This window comes from Lutibacter litoralis, assembly GCF_014646675.1.
GTDB lineage: Bacteria > Bacteroidota > Bacteroidia > Flavobacteriales > Flavobacteriaceae > Lutibacter > Lutibacter litoralis.
The window spans coordinates 195,284-217,315 of sequence record NZ_BMNS01000005.1 but is presented as its reverse complement, the minus strand read 5'-3'; the positions used below and the strand labels follow the sequence as shown (position 1 = coordinate 217,315).

Genomic DNA, 22,032 nt, shown 5'->3' with positions numbered 1-22,032 from the left:
AATTTTAAAATTTAAGATTAACACCCAAAGACCAAGTTTTAGCAACCGGATAAGGATCTCTATTGTCTGTACTAGTTACTGATGCGAAACCACCATCTTTAGAATCTGGATTTAATCCAGGGAAATCAGTTAAAGTCCATAAATTAGAGCCAGTAACAAATATTGACAATCCTGTAGCTGAAAATTTCTCAATTATTTGTTGAGGGAATTGATAACCAAACTGTAATGTTTTTAAACGTAAAAACGAAGTGTCATATACCGTTTTATTGGAAATTCTACTATTAAAGTTAGGATCTGTAATTATAAATCTAGGATATTCAGCATCTATTCTTTCTGGTGTCCATGTATTTTCATAAAACATTGAATATGTATTTATATTTGGTGAGTAAGACAATTTATTTCCATAACTAGCCCATAAACTTTCACCACCTAAAGAATAATTAAAATAAGCTCCTAAAGAAAATCCTTTATAGTTTACTTCCGTATTAAAACCACCAAAGACATCTGGTTGAGAACTTCCTAAATATTCTCTATCGGCCGAAGTAATTCTGCCATCATTATTAAGATCTTTATATTTATAATCTCCAAGACCTGTTCCATATTCTTGGTAGAAACCAGTTGAAGAACCAGCATTAAGGTTATCTAATTCTGTTTGATCTTGAAATATTTTTTCTACAACATACCCTTTAATTATATTCACTTCTCTACCAATTTCATATCTATCGATTAAAAACGAAGAGATTCCGTTTTGATTGAATTTATCTAAGGTATTTTTATTTTGAGAAATATTAAAGTTAGCAGCCCATTGTAATTCATCAGTTCTAATAATATCTCCACCTAAGTCTAATTCAAATCCTTTATTTGTTAAATCAGCAAAGTTTGCTGTATAGGTATCAGCCCCAGTTTCAAAAGGAAAAGGAGAGGGCATAAGCGCATCGGTCGTTTTTCTATTATAATAATCTAAGCTACCTCTAATTCTATTGTTGAATAAACCAAAGTTTAAACCAACATTCATTTCGTTAGTAGTTTCCCATTTAATAGCTTCATTTGGTAAAACACCTGTAAGTCCAATAGCTTGGTTTCCGCCATAATTAGCATCGCTATTAATACCTGGAGCAAAAAATTGTAGGTATGCAAAATCTCCAACATTGTTTGATCCTGTTTTACCAATACTTGCTCTTAAACGCAAGCTATTTAGTGTGGTGTTATTTTGTAAAAAAGATTCGTTTGAAACTTTCCAACTTAACGCTAACGATGGGAAAAAAGCACGTTGATTTTCTGGTCCAAATTTAATTGATCTATCTGTACGTAAATTTGCAGTTGCAAAATATTTATCATCGTAACTATATGTTAAACGACTAAAAAGAGAGTTTAAACCACTTTCATATTTAGTACCTGCTTTACTTGTCACTAATTCTCCAGAGGTAACATTAGTTAATACTTCATCATCAGGAAAACCTTCTAATCTAAAAGTTTCTCTATCTGAATAATTTCTATCCCAAGCAGCACCAATTAAGACACTAAAATCGTGCTCATTAATTGAAGCTGTATAATTAGCTGTTAAATTAGAAACTACGTTAGTAGTAACAACATTACTAGTTGATAAACTTGATCTAGTTTCTCCATAAAGATCGCTAATAGTTCCAACAATAGAAACTGGTCTAAAACTATAATCATCTGTTGCAAATAAAGCAACATTTACATCTGACTTAATTTTTAGATTTTTTACAACTTCAAATTCTGCATAGGTATTTCCTAATAATGTAAATCCTTTAGTTTCATTTATACTACCTGTCATTAAAGCTAATGGATTCGGTTGTAAAGTTTCAAAAAAACCATATTCAACAGATTTTACTCTCGTAAAATCGCCATTTTCATCTCTTGGAGCAATATCAGGTCTTGCAGATAATTCATTTCCTAAATCGCCATTTAAACTTCTATAACCAGATTTAATGTTAGAAACTCCAATATTAGCAGTAGCTCCTACTTTAACTATCTTATTAATTTGAGAATCTAAACCTAATTTAAAGCTATACTGTTTATAGTTTTCTTCTAAAATTAATCCTTCTTGGTCTGTATATCCAGCAGAAAGAGAATAATTTGTTTTATCGGTACCTCCTAAAACAGATACATTGTATTGGTTTGTAATTGCTGGGTCTCTAAAAACTACATCAGCCCATGTTGTATTTTCCGTTCCATAATAATCTTCATTAGGTCCTTCATAACCAATAGTATATGTCCACCAATCAATAGGTAAATTAGCCATATATGAGTAGTCACTTAAGAAAAATAAATCTATATATGGGTTTTCATTTGCAGCTTGTGCAGAATATTTAAAAAACTCATCATTAAAAGACTTCCATTGGTCTGTAGATAAATAATCATGTGTTTTTATTGGTCTGGCAAAAGTAGTAGAAGTATTTACTGCAATACTCATTTTTTCACCTTTTGTACCTCTTTTAGTATTTACAATAATAACACCATTTGCACCACGAGAACCATAAATTGCAGTTGCAGCGGCATCTTTTAGAACGTCTATACTTTCAATGTCACTTGGATTTATAGATTGTAAAGGATTCGCAGTATTTACATACGATGTGTTATCATTACTACCAAATATGTTTGGGTTTGTTTGAACTGGAACACCATCAATTACAAATAAAGGATTGTTATCTGCTCCGGCAAATGGAGACGTAATACCTCTAATATTAATATCTACACCAGAACCCAATTCTCCGGTGCTTTGAGAAATATTAACACCTTTAATTAAACCACTTAGAGCGTTATCAAAACTTGTTACACCAACAATGTTTTGTGTTAATTCTTTAGCTTTAACAGAAGAAATTGCACTTGAAACTTCTTCTCGTTTTTGAGAACCGTATCCTACCAATACAACCTCGTTTAATTTACCTGTAGCTTCTTTTAAAATTACATTAACTATCGTTTGGTTTTGAATAACAAATTCTTGTGTAGCAAAACCCATATATGAAAACCTAATAATTTCTCCTTTAGCACCTTCAATAGTATATTTACCTTCAAAATCTGTTACAACACCTTTAACAATATTATTACCTTTTTTACCTACCAAAACATTAACTCCTGGAAGCGGATGATTAGATGAATCAGTAACAGTACCTGTTATTTTTTGCTGAATTTCTTCTAATTCTTCAACTCCTGCTGCAGCAGTTTTTACAGCCTTCTTAGTTAATACAATAGTTTTATTGTCTAAAAAAAGATATGTTAAATTAAGGTTGTCTAAACTTTTATTTAATAGTTTAGAAGTGTTAATACTTCCTTTTTTTAATTCAATTTTTGAAGCATTTTTAAATAAATCTGTAGAATATACAAACGTGTAATCTGTTTGTTGTCTAATTAAATTAAAGACTTCGTCTACAGTTAAATTTAGATCTGATTTAATGTTGATTTGTGCATTTTGAGAAAAACTACTATTGGGAGTAAATCCAAAAGTAAAAGCACAAAATAAGAAAATAGATAATCTCATAATTGTTTTGAATAAGTTCTTCTTTGAATAAAAAAGAACATTGGTAAATTTAAATTCCATAAATTTGCTATTGATTGGTTAATAATTAGTTAATTAATCGCTAAATAGGGATGAAGTTTAAGTGGTAGGATACGAGAACTTCACTCCCTTTTTTATTTTATATATATATGATTGTCTTTTATTTTATAGTTTATATTTTCAATATTTTTAAGTGTAAATAAAAAGTATTCTACATTTTGATTTTTACTAATAACTCCATTAATTTTAAACTGTTCTAAAGTTTTATTTTCAAAATGAAACTCAATATTATACCATCTTGCTAAAACTTCAGCAACTTCAACAAAAGCTTTATTTGTAAAGTTAAAATACCCTGTACGCCAAGCAGTTTCGTAAGAAACGTCAACAGTTGTAACGTTAATAGATTTTGTTGTTTTATTATAGGTTGTTTGTTCAGAAGGTTTTAACATTTTGGTAATACCGTCTATTTCAACTTTTACTTTTCCTTCGGCAAGTGTTGTGTAAATTTCTTTGTTTTCTTTGTAAGCTTTTACATTAAATTGAGTTCCTAAAACTTCAATTGTTTGCTGTTGTGTGTGTACTTTAAATTTATCGCCATTATGATTTGTACTAGGAGAAACTTCAAAATATGCTTCACCATATAATAATTCAACTTCACGGGTTTTTCCTTTGACAAAAGCAACTGGATACTTTAATTGAGACTCTGAATTTAACCAAACTTTTGTATTATCTTCTAGTACAATATAAAACTCTCCACCTCTAGGAATGGTTAAATAATTATACGTAATTTCTTCTGTAGTAGTTGTTGAATTTGAATTGTAAATTATTTTTTCACCATCGCTATTAACAGTTCCAGAATTAAATACTTTTCCTTTTTCTAAGGCAATATTTGTACCATTTTCAAGAGTTAAGGTAGCTTTATCTGTACCAATTTTAATTTCGTTTACAATTTTAGGAGTGTTTGATTTGTTAAAATTATTTTTAAAAAAGTAAAAACCCGTACCAATTACAACAATAAAAATGGCCGCATATTTAAATAAGCTTCTTAATTTTATTATTTTTTTAGGTGCTTTAGCGTTCTTTTTTGTAATCTCTTCTAAAGCACTATCTAAAGGATCTTTATAATTAAACTTTTGATATTTGTAATTTAACGATCTATTTAAGACAATATATTTCTTAAAAACTGCCTTGTTTTCAGAATTATTTAACCAATTAACTAAAGTTTCTCTTTCAGAATCATTTAGTTCATCATTTAAATATTTTATTATTAAATTATGTATTTCGCTAATAGCCATAATATCTCTTTATTTTATCCTTTCACTTTAATTAAGACGAGGGTAAAAATTAAAACCCCCAAAGATTTTTATTTTTTTTATGTTAATTTTAATGTAATATTTGTAAAAATAAATTTCAGTCTTTGAGCATACATCAAAACTATACAGAGTTATTTACGAAAATAAAGAACGATGATATAAAAGCTTACGAAAGTGTTTATCGTATTTTTTATAATAAACTGTGTCGATATCTTTCAAATTTTTGTTCAGAAAAAACTATTGTTGAAGATATAGTGCAAGATGTATTAATTAAATTATGGGTTAAGAGAAGGGAAATTGAAATAAACACTTCATTAGAAAGTTATTTGTATAAAGCTGCTTATTTTTCATTTTTAGATTATTACCGAAAGCATAAACGCATAAACGAAAATTTAGAACAAATTAGATATTCTTTGGTGAATGAGATTGAATCTGAAATTGCTGAAAATAACGAAAAACAGATGAAGATCTTACATACTGCAATAGAAACATTGCCAAATAGGTGTAAAGAAATTTTTATGTTGAATAAATACGAAGGTTATCGTTATAAAGAAATTGCTGAACACCTAAATTTATCGGTTAAAACGGTTGAAAACCAAATGGGACGTGCATTTTCTATTATCAGAAAATATATTAACTCAGCTACTATTAGTCTACTTTTTTATTCTTTTCTTCAATCCATTTAGACATATATTTTGTACTTTTTAAAGTATGATATTGCAGCATAGCACCAATAAAATTATTATCTCTATGGTTTTTCAAATTATTAAATGTAGTTTCAATTTTTAATATTAATTCATTCCCAAATTTCCTTTTTGAAAAATTAGAATTAATAATTTCAAAACCATTTTGCTGTTTTTTTAACCATGTTTCTTCAGTTTTATATAATGTAACCGCTTTTTCAATAAAACTATTAAAATCGTTTTCAATAAAACCTGCCCAAGGTAAATCTTCAAGTATTCCTTCAGCACCAATTGAAGTTGTTATAGAGGGTGTTCCATAAAGCATTGCATCTATAAGTTTTCCTTTTAATCCTGCCCCAAATTGTAGGGGAGCTAAACAAATTCTGACATTTGAAAATACCTTTTCTTTATTATCAACCCATCCTTCGATTAAAAATCCTTCATTTTTATTATGTAACTGTGTAATACTTTCATTATTTCCATAAGCGCCATAAATATGAATTTTCGCTTTTGGTATTTTTGATTTTATTTTTGGCCAGATGTGTTTTTTAAGTGTTTTAACTGCTTCTAAATTAGGTTTATGTTTAAAATTACCAATCGTCATAAAATCAACTCTCTGGTTAAATGAAGGATATTTGTTGAAGCTATCTTTTTGTATTTTTTCTAATAAAAATGGAGTATAGCAAAGTAAATTTGAATCGATTTTAAACTGAGCTTGTAATAATTCCATCTCATATTTTGAAATTATTAAAGTTAAATCACAACGATAGATACTAGCTATTTCTCTTTTTGCAATATCATTATTTAGCAAGGTATGATTCAATTCAATACTTTTTTTAAAGCTTTTCTCTCTAGCAAATCTTAAAAAATGTAAATCTTCAGTATCAAGAATTTTTAACGCATTTGGACAATTTTCAGAAACTCTCCAACCAAATTGCTCTTCAGTTAAATACCTGTCAAACAATACAATATCGGGATTAAAATTTATAATAAAATCATTAAAACTACTATTGTTTAATTCAATAGTCGAAGTTTCAATTCCATCTTTTTCAAAATTATAAGATTGTAGTGTTTTTGCCGCAGTACTTACAAAATGAATATCTAATCCATAATTTTTAAAAACAGATATTAGTTGTAACATTCTAGCACCAGCAGCTGTAGTGGTGGGTTCTGGCCAAACAAATCCTATAATTAATGCTTTTTTCATTTTTCAAATGTATTAATAAGAATTAGATTGAAAATTAATTTTATAAAAAAGGTTTATTTTTAATATTTTGTAAACATTTATTACTAAAATAAATTAATGGATAAAGCAAAACAACATTCACTAAAATACTTTTAAAAAGTCTCTTTTTAATTAATAACATTATTGTTACATTTGGTAATACGATACCAACTAAATGCGACCAATAGATAACTTAATCAAGAAAATAGTTTACGATAGAAAAAACTATTCAAATAAACAATTAATTGAATTGTACAAATCAATGTTAAAACCTCGTTTAATTGAGGAAAAAATGTTGATTTTATTGCGTCAGGGCAAAATATCTAAATGGTTTTCAGGTATTGGTCAAGAAGCAATTTCAGTAGGTGTTGCCAGTGCTTTAACTTCAGATGAATATATTTTACCTATGCACCGAAATTTGGGTGTATTTACATCTCGAGAAATACCATTACACAGGCTTTTCTCGCAGTGGCAAGGTAAAAAAAGTGGGTTTACAAAAGGTCGAGATCGTTCATTTCATTTTGGCACACAAGAGTTTAAAATTGTTGGTATGATTTCTCATCTTGGACCACAATTAGGTGTTGCAAATGGTATTGCTTTAGCAAGTTTATTAAAAAAGGAAGCAAAAGTAACTGCCGTTTTTTGCGGTGAAGGAGGTACCAGTGAAGGTGATTTTCATGAAGCACTAAATGTTGCAGCTGTTTGGAACTTACCTGTATTATTTTGCATTGAAAATAATGGCTATGGATTATCAACACCATCGAGCCAACAATTTAAATGTAAAGATATAGCCGATAAAGGTATTGGTTATGGTATGGAAAGCCATATAATAGATGGAAACAATATATTAGAAGTACATACAAAAGTATCTAAATTAGCAAAAAGTGTTAGAAAAAAACCACGTCCCATTTTATTAGAATTTAAAACTTTTAGAATGCGTGGACACGAAGAGGCGAGTGGAACAAAGTACGTTCCTCAGGATTTAATGGACAAATGGGCAAGAAAAGATCCAATTGAAAATTTTCACGAGTTTTTAAAAAAAGAAAATATTCTTTCCGAAAAATTAGATGTTATAATTAAAGAAAATATAGTACTTGAAATTAATGAGCATTTAAAAATTGCTTTTAATGAAGAAAAAATTACTTCTTCCGTGGAAAATGAATTATCTGATGTTTACAAACACGTAAACTATATAGAAACAAAACCTTCATCTGAAACTAAAAATATTCGCTTAATAGACGCTATTTCTTTAAGTTTAAAGCAATGTATGCGCAAACATAATAATCTTGTTATAATGGGGCAAGATATTGCAGCATATGGAGGTGTTTTTAAAATAACAGATGGATTTTTAGAAGAATTTGGAGCAGAGAGAATAAGAAATACACCAATTTGCGAATCTACTATTATTGAGGCTGCATACGGACTCTCAATTAACGGTAATATAAAAGCTGTTGTTGAATTGCAATTTTCAGATTTTATTACTTCTGGATTTAACCCTGTAATAAATTTATTAGCAAAATCGTTTTATAGATGGGGGCAAGGAGCTTCAGTTGTGTTAAGAATGCCTTGTGGAGCTGGTGTGAACGCAGGTCCTTTCCATAGCCAAACAAACGAAGCCTGGTTTACTAAAACACCAGGATTAAAAGTTGTATATCCCGCTTTTCCTTATGATGCAAAAGGATTACTTGCAACAGCTGTAGAAGACGAAAATCCAATACTATTTTTTGAGCATAAGTTGTTGTATAGAACAATCTATCAAGACGTTCCAACAGCTTATTATACAATTCCTTTTGGAAAAGCAGCACTTCTAAATAAAGGTATTAGTATAAGTATTATAACCTATGGAGCAGGGGTGCACTGGGCTTTAGAAGTTGTAAAAACACATACTATTTCTGCAGATATTTTAGATTTAAGAACCTTACAGCCTTTAGATGTTGAAGCCATTTATGCTTCGGTAAAAAAAACAGGGAAAGTACTTATTTTACAAGAAGACACTTTGTTTGGAGGAATTGCATCTGATATTTCGGCATTAATAGCAGAAAACTGCTTTAAGTATTTAGATGCGCCAATTAAAAGAATAGGAAGTATAGAAACTCCTATTCCTTTTGCCAATTCTTTAGAAAACAATTACTTGCCAAAAAATAGACTTTTTGACGCAATAATGGAACTCTTAAATTATTAAGTGACAAAAATCATACATTTAACTTAATGTAATTTTTAACTTTAGCATAAAATGTTATTAGTATGCTGTTGAAGGACAATAAAGCATTCTTTAAAGTTTGTTTTGACTCGATGCAAATCGGTATTATTGTGTTCAATTTAAAAAAAGAAATTGTACTAGCAAATACTCCTTTATTGGCTATCTTTAACTATACTTCTGAAGAAATTTACAAAAATAACATCCACGTACTTTTTAAATCTATTAGTTTAATAAATGAATTTATAGAAGGTAAAAATTCTAATAAATTTAAATCATTAATAGAAACTTTTGGCATCACAAAAGAAGGTTTTGAAATTCCAATTGAAATGAGTTTTGGTAAAATGGAATTTGAGGGACAAATCTATTATAAAGCATTAATTTCAAACATTACTGCTAGAAAAGAAATAGAATTAAAAAAGGACATTTTAAATTATCAATTAGAAGAAGAAGTTAGACTTAGAACTATTGAATTAGAAGAAGTTATTAAAAAGTTAAAAGAATCCTTAAATAAAGAGAAAGACTTAAATAATCTTAAAACTCAATTTATAACATTAGCTTCCCATGAGTTTAAAACTCCTTTAAGTGCAATTATTACTTCTTCAGAACTTATAATAAAATATGCCGACTTAAATAGAATAGATAAAAGAGATGAACATTTTTTAAAAGTTAAATCTAAAATTATCTTTTTAAATAATATGATAGATAACTTATTAACACTTGAAATTATAGAAACGGGAAACATTACTCCATTATATACAAGATTTAAATTTAGCGATTTAGTTAAAGATATTATAAACAATACATCACCATTTTTAAAGAAGAAACAGCAAATTATATTTTCTAATAATATAAGTGATTATATACATCAGGATTCTAAGATTATAAAAATAATTTTAAAAAACTTACTCTTCAACGCAATAAAATATTCAAAAAAAGACATACATATTAAAATTAGTGCAGATGCTGAAAATATTTATTTTAATATAGAAGATAAAGGCATTGGAATTCCTAAGAACGAACAAAACTTTATTTTTCAACGTTTTTTTAGAGCTAAGAATGCTGTTTTTTACCCAGGTACTGGTATAGGGTTAAATATTGTTAAAGGGTATTTAGAAAGATTAAATGGTAATATTTCTTTTGAAAGTACTGAAAATAAAGGTACGAATTTTTATGTAACACTACCAAAATTAGCTATTGAAGAGTAACAAATTTTATAACAATAATTATTTTAACTAAAACAATTAAGTGTTGAAATATGATAACAATCATTAATAAAACTGATACAAATCAACATTAAAATTGATTTCATAAATTAATTTAGTAACAATTAAAGATCAAGATTAATTTTCTATGAAATAATAAAAATTACTAATATGAAAGATAACACCTCCAACCATTCAGAAAAAAGGTATAAAAGTAGTATTGAGTATTTACACAAAAAAACTCAAGAATGGATTTCAGAAATTGAATTTATAAAAATTGAACAAAAATTTTTAAATGAATTAATTTCTGATCATATTATTGGATTGTGTAAATCCGATAATTTTAATCAAGCGAAATTATTACTGAAAGGTATAGAACACGAAAGTATTTTAGGAGATGAGTTAATTGTTTCAATAAAAGATCACAATGTAAATTTGTCATTATTAATGGAACATATTTATTTAAAAAAAGAAGCTGATTTTAGAAAAGATCACAATTTTTTAAAAGAAGAAGTCAAAAATTATATTCAAAATTTTAAATATATCAAAGAGCAAGTGTATGAGTTAGTATTATTTATTATGAAAAAAGGCAAACAAAAAAAATTTTTAACATCTTAAAAATTAACCGTTTTCAGGTTTTAGTTCTTTGCAAATTTGTATAGTAAAATAGTAGACAACAATTTATTACAAGAATAATTATGAACGTGATTTTCATTCTTTAAAATTGTTAAAAACCATTAAAAATATGTTGATTTATTTGGGGTGAAAATTTACATATATAATGATTTTTTATACAGATTTAAAAGTTAACTTTTAATTTGAGAACGGTTTTTTTAAAACTTCCAATTAAAATCTTTAAAAATTGTGCTCCAATCAGTTGGTAAGGTAGCTTTTACATTAATTTTATTATTTAAAATAGGATGTGAAAATTGTATGGAGTCTGCATGTAAAAATAAATTATTACAGTTAAATTCATTTTCAAACATTCTGTTATGAAACCTGTCTCCATATTTATAATCTCCTATAATTGGACGGCTAATTTTATTCATATGAATTCTAAGCTGATGCATTCTACCAGTTTCTGGAAGTAATTTCACCAAACTATATCTGGAAAATTCATAAGGATGAACCGCAATATTCAATTCAATTTTTTGCAACGGAATACAAATAGTAGAGGCATCTTTATAAACTTTAGTATCTGGATTTTTAACAGGAGAAGTAATATTTAATTCCTCTTCAACAAAGCCACGAACAATGCCTAAATAGCTTTTTTTAATAGCATTAGAATTAAATAACTCTTGAAAAACTGCAACATACTCTTTTTGTTTTGTTAACACCAACACGCCAGAGGTTTTTCTATCCAATCTATGCACTGGAAATAACTCTAAATTTAATTGTTCCTTTAATAAATTTAATAAAGTAGCATCTTTAATATTTCTTGCATAATAGGAATTATGGATTAATACATTATTTGGTTTATTAACAATAACACAATAATTATCTTCAAAAAGAATTTCAATTTTCATAGGGTAAATATACATTTTCATTAAACATATTATATCTTGAAGTTAAGATTTTAAAGTAATTAAAAGCTTTAAATATTTTTCAATCAAATATTCTTTTTTTTATAAATTTGAGCAAAATTTTTAGTACATTTAAGACTAACTTTTTTATAACAACTAAAAGCTAAAAAAAAATGAAAAAACTACTAATGCTAACTGTTTTGGCGTGCACATTATTTTCTTGTGGAACTCCAAAAACGGTTATTCAATCAAAAAAAGTAATTAAAGGTTATTGGACTTTAAACGAAATTTCTTACAGTGAGAAAGGTACATTTCATGTAATACTATTAAACGACGCTCCTACGGTATGTTTTGAAGGAAGTACTTGGAGATTTATACCTAATAATAATACTGGAATCTACACTATTAACAATGAGGACTGTGTGGTTGGTGACCGTAATTTTGTATTTACAATACAAGAAGTTGATCCAACAACAGGTTTGTACGACTTTTTATTAAAACCTACAGATAAAAAATACAAATCAGCTGACGATAAAGGTTTTAGGTTAAATTTAACACAGTTGTCAGAGACAAACATGCAATGGGAACAAACAGTAATTTTAGAAGGAAAACCATTTAAAATTTATATGAATTTTTTAAAAAATAACGAATAATGAAATTAATGATTAAAAAAATAGGATTCGGAGTATTAGCAATAATGTTAGCTTTAAATATTAGTGGTTGCGAGGCTACTAAAAATGCTAGTAATACACAAAAAGGTGGTGCAATTGGTGCTGCTGGTGGTGCGATTTTAGGAGCAATTATTGGAAATAACACAGGTAAAAAGGGTAGTGGTGGAGAGTTAGGAGCCGTTATTGGTGGAGTAGTAGGAGGAACTGCTGGAGTTCTTATTGGTAAAAAAATGGATAAACAAGCTCAACAAATTGAAGAGGAAATTCCTGGAGCTGTTGTTGAACGTGTAGATGATGGAATTGTAGTTACTTTTGATGAAAATAGTGGCGTGTATTTTGATACAAATAAATACAATATTAATAGCGCTTCAGAAACATTATTAAACAAATTAGCGGGTATTTTAATGGAATATCCAGATACGAATGTAATTGTTGTAGGACATACAGATAGCACTGGAGCAGATGCTTATAATATGACACTTTCAAAAAATAGAGCCTTTGCCGTTACTAATTTTTTCACTAGTAAAGGATTAAATTCAACAAGATTTACAACAAACTGGTTTGGAGAAGAACAACCAATTGCAGATAATTCAACTGTAGAAGGTCGCTCTAAAAATAGAAGAGTAAATATTGCAATTGTTCCTAATGAAAAAATGAAGGAAGACGCTAAAAATGAAGCCGGAAATTAATTAAAACTAAAAAGACTATCCAAACTTAGGTAGTCTTTTTTAAATCTTCGATACATAATAATTTTGCAAAATTTTATAGAACTAATTAATACCTACCAACTAACACTAGTTAGTTGGTTTTTTGCTTTTTTAGCAGCCTTTCTTTTAGGTACCAGTAAAGCTGGGATAAAAGGAATTGGAGTTGTAATTGTAACATTAATGGCAATTGTTTTTGGAGGGAAATCTTCAACTGGAACATTGATTCCGATGATGCTTTTTGCGGATCTTTTGGCAGTAATTTACTACCACAGATATTCACAATGGAAATATTTAAAAAAGCTGATGCCAACCATGGTAATAGGTGTTTTGATAGGAGTGTGGTTGGGTAATGATATTTCCGATGAACTTTTTAAACGCCTAATGGCTTTTTTAATATTAGGTATTGTAGTGTTTATGATTATTATGGACAGGCGAAAATCAACTGCAATTCCTAAAACTCGACTTTTCTCAAATTCAATGGGACTTTTGTCCGGTTTTACATCTATGATTGGAAATTTAGCTGGATCGTTTTCAAACATTTATTTTTTAGCAATGCGATTGCCAAAAAATGAATTTATTGGAACTGCAGCTTGGTTATTTTTTATCATAAATATTTTTAAACTACCATTTCATATTTTTGTATGGAAAACAATTTCTGTTGAAAGTTTAGCTATTAATCTATTTTTAGTTCCTGCAATAATTTTAGGCTTTTTTATAGGAATTAAAGTAGTAAAATTGATTAATAATGAATTGTACAGAAAATTTATTATTATAGTTACAGCTATTGGTGCATTAATTCTATTGTTTAAATAAATATACTTTTATGGAAGAACATTTTTTTCAATGTCCGTATTGTTGGGAAGAAATTTCTATGTTGTTTGATGCTTCAATAAACAACCAAACATATATTGAAGATTGCGAAATATGTTGCAATCCAATAGAAATAAATCCTATATTTAGTAATTCTGAATTAATTGGTTTGAATATTACAAATATAGAGCAGTAGCCTAAAATTTAGCAATAACTTGCTAATGTTTAACGCTGTTTATTAATATGTTACAAGCTTTATCTAAAGCAGAATTTCAATTATTTCGAAGGTAGGAATTTAACGCGATACTCAAACTTTCTATTTATTTAACAGCCTGTTTTAATTGAGAAATTGATTGCATTCCAGATTGTCTCCAAACTTGTTTTCCTTGTTTAAATACTATAAAAGTAGGAACTCCCTGTACTTGATATTTAGCTGCTAACGATTGATTTTTATCCACATTTATCTTGATAATGCTAACAGCATCTTTTAATTCAATCTTTAATTGTTTTAAAACAGGAGCCATAGATTTACAAGGTCCACACCAATCTGCAGTAAAATCAACCAAAACAGGAACTTTCTGATTTATAATATCGTTGAATGATTTTTTCATTTTAATATTTTTTTAATGATACTTAAAGTTACAAAATCAACAATTAAAAGATGGTTGTTTATATAGAATCTTTAAGTGAAAGTTGTGCTTTATTTTTAGATACTTTCAAATAAATTAGTATCAATAGCGCTAAAAAGCTACAAAATAAAAATCCAATAAATAGAGGCAGGGCAGTATTGGACACAAATCTACCGATAATAGTACTTATCGGAACAGCCATAATTGTTGAAATAAACCCTGTAATTGCCGCACCAATCCCAGCAATATGACCAATTGGTTCCATTGCTAAAGCTCTTAGATTTCCAAATAAAAATCCGATTGCGAAAAACTGCAGTCCTAAAAAAGTTAATAAAACACCTATTTCTGGGTTTGCTGAGCTAGAAAATAAAATGATATAAATTAAGGAAATCCCAAAAAATGCAACCAGCGAGGCAGTAACCATTTTTTCCATTCCAAATTTTATAACCAGGGTTCCGTTTAAAAAAGTTGCTGTACCTATAGCTATTGCAATTCCAGCAAAAATATATGGAAATTGCTCTTTTAAATCGTACTGAATTTGAAAAATTTGTTGGGCAGTACTTAAATAAACCATAAAAGAGCCTGTAACAAATCCTGAAATTACAGTAAAACCAATAGTTCTTTTAGCTTTTAAAATTTCTTTTACCCCATCTATAAATATATGACTTGTAAATTTTAAACGTTGCTCTTTTAATAAAGTTTCAGGTTGTCTTTTCCAAAACCAAAACGAAACTATTAAGCTAAAAATCAATTGAATATAAAAAATAGCTTGCCAATTATAATGGTCCAGTACAAATTTACCCATTGCAGGAGCAATAATAGGAATTAATAAAAAAACTACCGTTATAAACGACATAATACGCGCCATATAATCTCCATTAAAAGTATCACGCACCATTGCAATACTTATTGTTCTTGGAGCGGAAAGGCCAATTCCCTGTAAAATTCTACCTGCAACCATCATTTCTAAACTTTCAGAATACACACAAATAAAACTGGCTAAAATAAAAATACCAAACCCCATAAAAACAATGGGTTTTCTACCTAAACTATCTGAAATAGGACCAAAAAATAACGGACCAAGTCCAAGTCCTAAAAAAATCATAGTAATTAATAGCTGATTATCAACTATATTTTCTGTACCAATTGAAATTCCAATTAAATCCAGTGCAGGTAATAAAGCGTCTATAGCTAAGGCCACAACGGACATTAAAGAGGCCATTAATGCAATAAATTCTAATTGAGAGGAATTCTTTTTTAACATTTTGCAAATGTACATTAAATGTATTTTAGTAAATGTGTTTTACTATTGTAAAAAGTAATAGTTCAATAAGAATTTGTAATTTGCAACTATAAAAGTGTGGTTATGAATTTACAAACCTTAAAAAAAAACATAGAAGGAATTGATATTTATATTTTAGATCAAATTTTAAAAGAAAGATACCAGCCAAAAGCAAAAATTTTAGATGCCGGTTGTGGAAGCGGTAGAAACCTGAAATGGTTTTATAACAACGGTTTTGAAATCCATGGCACAGATACCAATCAGGATCAATTGCAAATTTGTAAAGAATTGTATGTGGAACAGCAAGCAAACTTTATACAAAGTTCCATTAAGCAAATGCCTTATACATCAGATAGTTTTGATCATTTAATTTGTAATGCTGTATTGCATTTTGCCGAAGATTTAAATGAATTTTTACAAATGTTTGAAGAATTATTGCGGGTATTAAAACCTCAGGGAAGTTTATTTATAAGAGTTGCATCTAATTTCGGAATTGAAAACCAGTTAGAATCTATAAAAAGTGGCGTATATAAATTACCTGATGGTTCAACACGTTTTTTGTTAACACCTCAAATTCTTGCAGATTTACAAGCTAATTATTGTATTAGCTGGCTAGAGGATGTAAAAACAACCATTGTACACAATAAAAGAAGTATCACCACATTAGTTATTAAAAAAGAAAAATAAATACTTTATGAAATCAACGAATGCAATTGAAGAACAATTTATTCACTTAGTTTTCTTTTGGTTGAAAAACCCAAACAATAAAACTGATAGAAATGAATTTGAAACGGCAATGCACAAATTTTTAAATTCATCTGTTTATGCCAAAAATAAACATTTTGGCCAACCAGCAGATACAAACAGACCAGTTATTGATAACAGTTATACATATTGTTTAAAGGTTACTTTTAATAATTTGGAAGAACATAACAATTATCAAATTGAACCTGCTCATAAATTATTTATAGCTGAAGCTTCTAAATTATGGGAACGTGTTTTGATTTACGATTCAGAAAGTTAATTAGCAGTTTTCGTTTTAATAGAGGAGCTATATAAAAACTCTATTTAACATAATATAAATTATAGTACAAATATATAGTAATTTCTGTATAGCCGTTTTTCAGGCTATTTACACATAATTGTAGATATAGTGCCTTTAGGTCTATATCGTCAACAATTATGTTAAAAGAAATTACGGATTAAAGTTCTAGAATTTTATTTGATAGCTATAATTCTCTATTATGTAAAATATCCCAGAAACTGTATTTATTCTTAACGATATTCAGTACTTGGGTAATTAAAAATTCAAATAAGAAATTCTCACGGATTAAGATTTTAGATTTATAAGGAAAGTCATTTGTAACTATAATTTGCCATTATGTAAAATAGCCGCTACCAACCACTTTATTGTTTGCTTAAAACAAAATTGCTAATGCAATTATTTTTAAACCACAATTTGCAGCCGCTTGCCAACGCCAAAATAAAAGCTTGCCTTTTTGCTATATTTAAAAATCGCGTATTCGATAAAATGTACGTAATAAAAAATTTTAGACGATTCTCGTGGATTGCCACAAGAGTATAAAATTTAAGAAAAATAAATTTCTATACACTTGTTAACTTTAGAACTTAAATTAATCATTTTTTTAATGTTTCATTATCTTTTGTATTGAAACAAAAGAAACAAAAATTCAAGGCTGCATATAATTTTGGAAACAATTAACGGCTCATTCGCTATATTTTAGGAAACATTGTAACTGATTAAGATTGTTTTTAAGACACTTGTATAATTGAAATTCTTAAGAAACTGTATTACTAAACCCCTAAAATATGGACCCTTATTTCTCCTATTGTTTTGACCAAAATTTTATGAGGCCAAGTTAAACATCGAGATTCTATTTTACATATTAACCGGAAAATGAATATAGCTATCAGTATACCATTTAATTTTTAAAGGCTCTTCAGCATCATTAATGCTTTCTTCACTCACATCTTTTCCTGTACCGTAGTTTAATTGTGAAAAAGGATGTTTGATACCATTTAATAGAACAACTATTCTACTTCCCTTTTTAATTTTTTTACTAGTCATTCTAAAATTATGAATGGGAATTGAGGTCTTTTTATTTGGAGTCAATAAGTTTCTGTTTTCTATATCCTTAGACATACTTGCTCTTGTTGTAAATGGTAGTGTCAAGCTAAAAAAAGATCCGTTAGCCGTTTGTTCGTATAGTAAAACGTTAAAATCAAAATCTTTTTTATTGATGGACACATTTAAAACTCCACTTACAGAACCACTAAGTTCTAAATCTTCATCGAAGGGTTCTGTGACAAATGAAAATCCTTGGCCAACAGTTAAAGTTTCTGATATAATGTTTCGATCTCCACTTAAATTCCAAGAAAATTGACTACGATCAGAAAAATCAATCTCTTGTTCTATATAACTTGTTTCATTAGAAATATTAGATAAACTAAAGTGTTCGTTTACTCCCATATTTCCTGTATTATAGGTCGATTTAAACGCCACACCAGAACGTTGTTTACTCAAATATACCTTTAATGTATCAGTAGTAATTTTATCTAGCGATGATACATGCTTCCAAGTATTTGCACCCATCACTTGATAATTGATTTTATTCTTTAACAAAACAGGCTTTTTGGCATTTTTAAAAATATAGTCGAACCAATCAAAAATTAAATTTTTAATATTTATCTGTGCTATAGGGTCTATGGTATAACCCAAAATATTCTTTTCTGGAAGTTCTTGCGCTCCAAAATGTGAATAAGGCCCAATCAAAAGATAATGCTCTGCATTTGTATTGTACTGATAATGAGATTTTAAATAGTGCATAGTTCCAAACTGTCCACCATCATAATAACCTGTAGTACTTAAGATAGGAATATTAATTTTAGAAAAATCCTGTTTAAACAGTGTCATTTTTTTCCAATAAGCATCAAATGTTGGATGCTCTAATTTTTGATTGAATTCTGGATTTGGTGTACCATCTAAACTATCCAAATTTTTATAAGCCACTCCTTTTTTATACCAATCGAAATACAAATCATTCCAACGTTTTCCATTATAATAAGAAACTGTATCAAGTGTTTTGTTATTGGTAACGTAATGCCACCAAGGATAATGAAAGTTAAAATAAACACCATTTTCCATAGGTTCAGCAATACCTGGAGCTGCAGCAACAGATGGTACTATAGTTTTTAACGCTGGATGCACTTTTTCTTTCATAGAAGCCCACTGAACAAAACCGACGTAACTACCTCCATACATACCAACTTCATCATTGCTCCACTCCTGCTCAGTAATCCAATCTATAACATCGTACACATCATTACCTTCATGAACATAAGGAGTTATTTTATTTGGACTTAAGTTTTTACCTCTTGTATAAGATACTACTCCTACATATCCTTTATCTGCTGCCTCATAAGCTCTATTGATATCATCTTTACGAGTATATATTGTATGAAATAATATTGCTGGTTGTGGTTCTTTTTCAGCTTTACTTCTAACTATTATTGCAGATATTTTAGCACCATCTCTAGTTGAAATTAGAATAGAATCTTGCACAAAATATTCTTTGCCTTTTCTACTCACTTCTCTTGGTTCTTGCTGTTCCTCTTTTATAGAATTACAAGAAACTAATGCTACTAACAGTAGTAAAAATGTGACCTTTAATATTTGTATGAATTTCATTTTAATGGTTGCTTTATTTTGAATATTCAATTAATTCTTCGGTATAAGAAAAACCGTCTTGAACTTGAGTCATTTTTATAAAATTCTTAATTTCTGGAGCATATAACCAAACTTCATCTGTTTTAGCACTATAGCCTCTTGAATTTGAAACGGTTCCTTTGTACTCAATGGTGTAGGCCATAAATGTCCCTGCTCCTACTATTTCTTTTTTAAAGGAAAGCACTTCTACATCCTGACTTTGATTTCCTGTAGTACCATCTTGACTGGTCCAGTCTTTTTCATATTTCCACTTTTTACCGACTTCTAAAGGCCATTTATATTTTGGTGTATCACTTTTTTCTGGCTTTACAATTTCAGACACCAAAACGGTATCTTTGTCTATGGTCATTCCCAAGGCGCCATTAAAATCAACTATTTTCCGAGTATCGGTTCCATCCGACCTTACTTCACCTTCATCAGTAACACCTTTATATTTCCATACCCATTTCTCTCCAATTGTGTAATCAGATAATACGGGTTGTTTAGTAGCGGTTGTTTCTGGATTACTTTTGCAAGAGCCCAAAAAAAATATTGCCACAAACAATACTAATTTGACAATATAATTTAGAACTGTAATAATTTTCATAATATTAGTTTTTAATGATTTATGATACAAATTAAAGGCAGTTAACTGTATCAAAAAACAAAAAGTACAGGAGCGTTAATAAATGTAAATGAACGTTAGAAAATTGAAGGATTATTTTTTTTATAAACTATTCCAGTTTTTAAATTTTACCGATTGCCTGCTAGATACTTCAACTTTTTCTCCAGTAGTTAATATAATTTGTAATTTATTATTGAAGTATGGATGAATCTCTTTAATGTAATTTATATTAATCATTTGACTTCGATTAACACGGAAAAAGACTTTAGGATCTAATTTCTCTGCTAGTAAATTTAAAGAACGCTTTATCATCGCTTTATTCGAGCCAAAATAAAGACGTGCATAGTTTTCTAAAGATTCAATAAAATGAATATCTGTTAGCGGAATAAAATGACATTTTTCACCATCTTTTATAAATATCTTTTGATGCATTGCTATGGTTGTAGGCTCTAATTTTACTCTTTTAGATAATTCTACCTTTACCTTTTCAATGGTTTTAGAAAAACGTTCATCTCGCAACGGTTTTACTAAATAATCCAACGCATTCATCTCAAAAGCTTTTACAGCATATTGGTCATAAGCCGTTGTAAAAACGACATCTGGTACATTTGTTAATTCTTCTAATAAATCAAATCCAGATTTACCAGGCATGTGAATATCCAAAAATAAAATATCTGGTTGTAATTCTTCAATTAAAGGTATAGCCTCATCTACATGACTTGCTTCACCAATAATTTCAAACTCTTGATGTTTTTCTAATGCACGTTTTACTTCTTCTCTCGCTAAACGTTCGTCATCAATGATTATGGTTTTATATTTTTTCATGGTCTATATGCATTGGAATTATTATTTCTGCGCAGACAAGTTCATTTTCTTTGGCTTTTAAACTAAAACTAGCGTGACCTTTATATTGAATTTCCATGCGTTTTTTTAGGTTTTTCAGACCTAAACCAACACTATTATGTTGATTAATTACTCCAGGATTTTCAACTATAATATGAAGGTCGCTATCCTTCTTTTTAACTTTCAAGAAAACAACGCCACCTCCAACTTTTAAGTCGATTCCATGTTTAATTGCATTTTCTACTAGCAACTGAATACTTAGCGTAGGAATTTTATAATTAATTACTTCGTCATCAATATTGGTTTTTAGTTGAAGTCGTTCTTCAAAACGCATTTTTTCTAATTCAATATAATCATAAACTAAAGCGAGTTCATTTTTAATAGATATTAAGCCTTTGTCTTTTTCATATAAGGATGAACGCAATAAATCTGATAATAAATCAATTGCTCTTCTTGCAACGTTAGGATTTTCGATTACCAATGATTTAATAGAGTTTAAGGAGTTGAATAAGAAATGTGGATTTAATTGAGCCGATAAATTATCTAACTGTGCTTGTTTAGCTATTAAAGATAATTGAGCATTTTCTTTAGCCGTAACAACTTCTTTTTGATAGTAATGATATAAGTGATACGCCAATATCCAAATAGACATTAGTCGAAGTCCTGTAAGTAAAATTGGATCCCAGTAAATTATGGCTTCAAAGAAATTTTTACCCTCGCCTGCAATAAAAGTCCAGTACGCATACCATTTTAAATTGTTTATTAATACATATAAAACAGCTAATAAAATAATAGTAGGTACTAAACGGATTAGTAAATTTTTTATAGGTAAACTACTCCATTTTGCTTTCAAGGCAAATAGTCTGTACATATGTGTTAAAAATATTCCTATAGAAATGTCTAATACATAATTTAACAACGTATAAAAAATCCCGTAATTATCTCTTGTATATACTGTATAAGCCCAATAAACTGAAACAATACTCCATCCAATTAATTGACATTTCCAATATAGAGATATCCTTGTTTTATTATTATTTATTTTATTGTTGATATCCATTCTTAAGCAAAG

Annotated in this window: 20 protein-coding genes; 10 read left to right on the top strand and 10 right to left on the bottom strand. The window is 28.6% G+C overall.

What is annotated here, in order from left to right:
- Nucleotides 1-4: 4 nt before the first annotated feature.
- Together IEW75_RS09350 and IEW75_RS09345 are read right to left on the bottom strand one after the other, a co-directional pair.
- On the bottom strand, nt 5-3,502 hold the full coding sequence (locus IEW75_RS09350; RefSeq protein ID WP_158283759.1) for a SusC/RagA family TonB-linked outer membrane protein: 3,498 nt from the start codon (nt 3,500-3,502) through the stop codon (nt 5-7).
- A gap of 152 nt (nt 3,503-3,654) precedes the next feature.
- Nucleotides 3,655-4,815 carry a FecR family protein gene (locus tag IEW75_RS09345; RefSeq protein ID WP_134246736.1) on the bottom strand — a complete coding sequence of 387 codons (1,161 nt, stop codon included), beginning with the start codon at nt 4,813-4,815 and terminating at the stop codon, nt 3,655-3,657.
- A 122-nt stretch (nt 4,816-4,937) separates the two neighbouring features.
- On the opposite strand from IEW75_RS09345, the gene IEW75_RS09340 reads away from it, so the two are divergent.
- Entirely contained in the window at nt 4,938-5,519 is a 582-nt protein-coding gene (locus tag IEW75_RS09340; RefSeq protein ID WP_158283760.1) for an RNA polymerase sigma factor, read from the top strand.
- On the opposite strand, the gene IEW75_RS09335 is transcribed toward IEW75_RS09340, so the two are convergent.
- Nucleotides 5,482-6,723, bottom strand: a complete 1,242-nt coding sequence (locus IEW75_RS09335) for a glycosyltransferase (protein WP_134246738.1) — start codon at nt 6,721-6,723, stop codon at nt 5,482-5,484. The genes IEW75_RS09340 and IEW75_RS09335 overlap by 38 nt on opposite strands.
- Nucleotides 6,724-6,916: 193 nt before the next feature.
- Here IEW75_RS09335 and IEW75_RS09330 point away from each other — a divergent pair, with 193 nt between their 5' ends.
- The 3 genes from IEW75_RS09330 (at nt 6,917) to IEW75_RS09320 (ending at nt 10,761) form a co-directional block, all read left to right on the top strand.
- Entirely contained in the window at nt 6,917-8,923 is a 2,007-nt protein-coding gene (locus tag IEW75_RS09330; protein ID WP_134246739.1) for an alpha-ketoacid dehydrogenase subunit alpha/beta, read from the top strand.
- Nucleotides 8,924-8,985: 62 nt separating this feature from the next.
- A complete protein-coding gene (locus IEW75_RS09325) occupies nt 8,986-10,146 on the top strand; it encodes a PAS domain-containing sensor histidine kinase (protein ID WP_134246740.1) in 1,161 nt (386 codons plus the stop codon).
- Between the two features lie 168 nt (nt 10,147-10,314).
- Nucleotides 10,315-10,761 (top strand): hypothetical protein, encoded by a 447-nt coding sequence (locus IEW75_RS09320; RefSeq protein WP_134246741.1) that lies wholly within the window; start codon nt 10,315-10,317, stop codon nt 10,759-10,761.
- Between the two features lie 215 nt (nt 10,762-10,976).
- Here the strand turns inward: IEW75_RS09320 and IEW75_RS09315 are convergent, their stop codons facing one another.
- Nucleotides 10,977-11,669 (bottom strand): pseudouridine synthase, encoded by a 693-nt coding sequence (locus IEW75_RS09315; RefSeq protein WP_134246742.1) that lies wholly within the window; start codon nt 11,667-11,669, stop codon nt 10,977-10,979.
- A gap of 170 nt (nt 11,670-11,839) precedes the next feature.
- Between IEW75_RS09315 and IEW75_RS09310 the strand changes: the two genes are divergently transcribed.
- The 4 genes from IEW75_RS09310 (at nt 11,840) to IEW75_RS09295 (ending at nt 14,050) form a co-directional block, all read left to right on the top strand.
- Nucleotides 11,840-12,319 carry a lipocalin family protein gene (locus tag IEW75_RS09310; protein ID WP_134246743.1) on the top strand — a complete coding sequence of 160 codons (480 nt, stop codon included), beginning with the start codon at nt 11,840-11,842 and terminating at the stop codon, nt 12,317-12,319.
- Entirely contained in the window at nt 12,319-13,026 is a 708-nt protein-coding gene (locus IEW75_RS09305) for a YiaD family glycine zipper/OmpA-like lipoprotein (RefSeq protein ID WP_134246744.1), read from the top strand. The genes IEW75_RS09310 and IEW75_RS09305 overlap by 1 nt, the downstream gene beginning before the upstream one ends.
- A gap of 63 nt (nt 13,027-13,089) precedes the next feature.
- Nucleotides 13,090-13,857 carry a sulfite exporter TauE/SafE family protein gene (locus IEW75_RS09300; RefSeq protein ID WP_229714423.1) on the top strand — a complete coding sequence of 256 codons (768 nt, stop codon included), beginning with the start codon at nt 13,090-13,092 and terminating at the stop codon, nt 13,855-13,857.
- 10 nt (nt 13,858-13,867) lie between these two features.
- Nucleotides 13,868-14,050 carry a CPXCG motif-containing cysteine-rich protein gene (locus IEW75_RS09295; protein ID WP_134246745.1) on the top strand — a complete coding sequence of 61 codons (183 nt, stop codon included), beginning with the start codon at nt 13,868-13,870 and terminating at the stop codon, nt 14,048-14,050.
- Nucleotides 14,051-14,174: 124 nt separating this feature from the next.
- On the opposite strand, the gene trxA is transcribed toward IEW75_RS09295, so the two are convergent.
- Both trxA and IEW75_RS09285 read right to left on the bottom strand, forming a co-directional pair.
- Nucleotides 14,175-14,465, bottom strand: coding sequence for a thioredoxin (trxA, locus tag IEW75_RS09290; RefSeq protein ID WP_134246746.1), 291 nt, complete (start codon nt 14,463-14,465; stop codon nt 14,175-14,177).
- A 58-nt stretch (nt 14,466-14,523) separates the two neighbouring features.
- Nucleotides 14,524-15,762: a multidrug effflux MFS transporter gene (locus tag IEW75_RS09285; protein WP_229714422.1), complete on the bottom strand. Its 1,239-nt coding sequence runs from the start codon at nt 15,760-15,762 to the stop codon at nt 14,524-14,526.
- 87 nt (nt 15,763-15,849) lie between these two features.
- Between IEW75_RS09285 and IEW75_RS09280 the strand changes: the two genes are divergently transcribed.
- Both IEW75_RS09280 and IEW75_RS09275 read left to right on the top strand, forming a co-directional pair.
- Nucleotides 15,850-16,452 carry a class I SAM-dependent methyltransferase gene (locus IEW75_RS09280; protein ID WP_134246747.1) on the top strand — a complete coding sequence of 201 codons (603 nt, stop codon included), beginning with the start codon at nt 15,850-15,852 and terminating at the stop codon, nt 16,450-16,452.
- Between the two features lie 7 nt (nt 16,453-16,459).
- Nucleotides 16,460-16,789 (top strand): Dabb family protein, encoded by a 330-nt coding sequence (locus IEW75_RS09275; RefSeq protein WP_134246748.1) that lies wholly within the window; start codon nt 16,460-16,462, stop codon nt 16,787-16,789.
- A gap of 876 nt (nt 16,790-17,665) precedes the next feature.
- Here the strand turns inward: IEW75_RS09275 and IEW75_RS09270 are convergent.
- The 4 genes from IEW75_RS09270 to IEW75_RS09255 form a co-directional block, all read right to left on the bottom strand.
- Nucleotides 17,666-19,474, bottom strand: a complete 1,809-nt coding sequence (locus tag IEW75_RS09270) for a CocE/NonD family hydrolase (protein ID WP_229714421.1) — start codon at nt 19,472-19,474, stop codon at nt 17,666-17,668.
- A 13-nt stretch (nt 19,475-19,487) separates the two neighbouring features.
- Entirely contained in the window at nt 19,488-20,099 is a 612-nt protein-coding gene (locus IEW75_RS09265) for a hypothetical protein (RefSeq protein ID WP_134246750.1), read from the bottom strand.
- A 120-nt stretch (nt 20,100-20,219) separates the two neighbouring features.
- Nucleotides 20,220-20,942, bottom strand: coding sequence for a LytR/AlgR family response regulator transcription factor (locus IEW75_RS09260; RefSeq protein WP_134246751.1), 723 nt, complete (start codon nt 20,940-20,942; stop codon nt 20,220-20,222).
- Nucleotides 20,929-22,020, bottom strand: coding sequence for a sensor histidine kinase (locus IEW75_RS09255; protein ID WP_134246752.1), 1,092 nt, complete (start codon nt 22,018-22,020; stop codon nt 20,929-20,931). Before IEW75_RS09255 ends, IEW75_RS09260 begins: the two co-directional genes overlap by 14 nt.
- Nucleotides 22,021-22,032 lie beyond the last annotated feature (12 nt).

What these genes read in the sequence shown, in the direction of transcription:
- IEW75_RS09285 (WP_229714422.1), bottom strand. Translation starts at nt 15,762, where the DNA reads ATGTACATTTGCAAAATGTTAAAAAAGAATTCCTCTCAATTAGAATTT.
- IEW75_RS09330 (WP_134246739.1), top strand. Translation starts at nt 6,917, where the DNA reads ATGCGACCAATAGATAACTTAATCAAGAAAATAGTTTACGATAGAAAA.
- IEW75_RS09335 (WP_134246738.1), bottom strand. Translation starts at nt 6,723, where the DNA reads ATGAAAAAAGCATTAATTATAGGATTTGTTTGGCCAGAACCCACCACT.
- IEW75_RS09315 (WP_134246742.1), bottom strand. Translation starts at nt 11,669, where the DNA reads ATGAAAATTGAAATTCTTTTTGAAGATAATTATTGTGTTATTGTTAAT.
- IEW75_RS09275 (WP_134246748.1), top strand. Translation starts at nt 16,460, where the DNA reads ATGAAATCAACGAATGCAATTGAAGAACAATTTATTCACTTAGTTTTC.
- IEW75_RS09305 (WP_134246744.1), top strand. Translation starts at nt 12,319, where the DNA reads ATGAAATTAATGATTAAAAAAATAGGATTCGGAGTATTAGCAATAATG.
- IEW75_RS09260 (WP_134246751.1), bottom strand. Translation starts at nt 20,942, where the DNA reads ATGAAAAAATATAAAACCATAATCATTGATGACGAACGTTTAGCGAGA.
- IEW75_RS09320 (WP_134246741.1), top strand. Translation starts at nt 10,315, where the DNA reads ATGAAAGATAACACCTCCAACCATTCAGAAAAAAGGTATAAAAGTAGT.
- trxA (WP_134246746.1), bottom strand. Translation starts at nt 14,465, where the DNA reads ATGAAAAAATCATTCAACGATATTATAAATCAGAAAGTTCCTGTTTTG.
- IEW75_RS09345 (WP_134246736.1), bottom strand. Translation starts at nt 4,815, where the DNA reads ATGGCTATTAGCGAAATACATAATTTAATAATAAAATATTTAAATGAT.
- IEW75_RS09325 (WP_134246740.1), top strand. Translation starts at nt 8,986, where the DNA reads ATGCTGTTGAAGGACAATAAAGCATTCTTTAAAGTTTGTTTTGACTCG.
- IEW75_RS09270 (WP_229714421.1), bottom strand. Translation starts at nt 19,474, where the DNA reads ATGAAATTCATACAAATATTAAAGGTCACATTTTTACTACTGTTAGTA.
- IEW75_RS09310 (WP_134246743.1), top strand. Translation starts at nt 11,840, where the DNA reads ATGAAAAAACTACTAATGCTAACTGTTTTGGCGTGCACATTATTTTCT.
- IEW75_RS09265 (WP_134246750.1), bottom strand. Translation starts at nt 20,099, where the DNA reads ATGAAAATTATTACAGTTCTAAATTATATTGTCAAATTAGTATTGTTT.
- IEW75_RS09350 (WP_158283759.1), bottom strand. Translation starts at nt 3,502, where the DNA reads ATGAGATTATCTATTTTCTTATTTTGTGCTTTTACTTTTGGATTTACT.
- IEW75_RS09280 (WP_134246747.1), top strand. Translation starts at nt 15,850, where the DNA reads ATGAATTTACAAACCTTAAAAAAAAACATAGAAGGAATTGATATTTAT.
- IEW75_RS09255 (WP_134246752.1), bottom strand. Translation starts at nt 22,020, where the DNA reads ATGGATATCAACAATAAAATAAATAATAATAAAACAAGGATATCTCTA.
- IEW75_RS09295 (WP_134246745.1), top strand. Translation starts at nt 13,868, where the DNA reads ATGGAAGAACATTTTTTTCAATGTCCGTATTGTTGGGAAGAAATTTCT.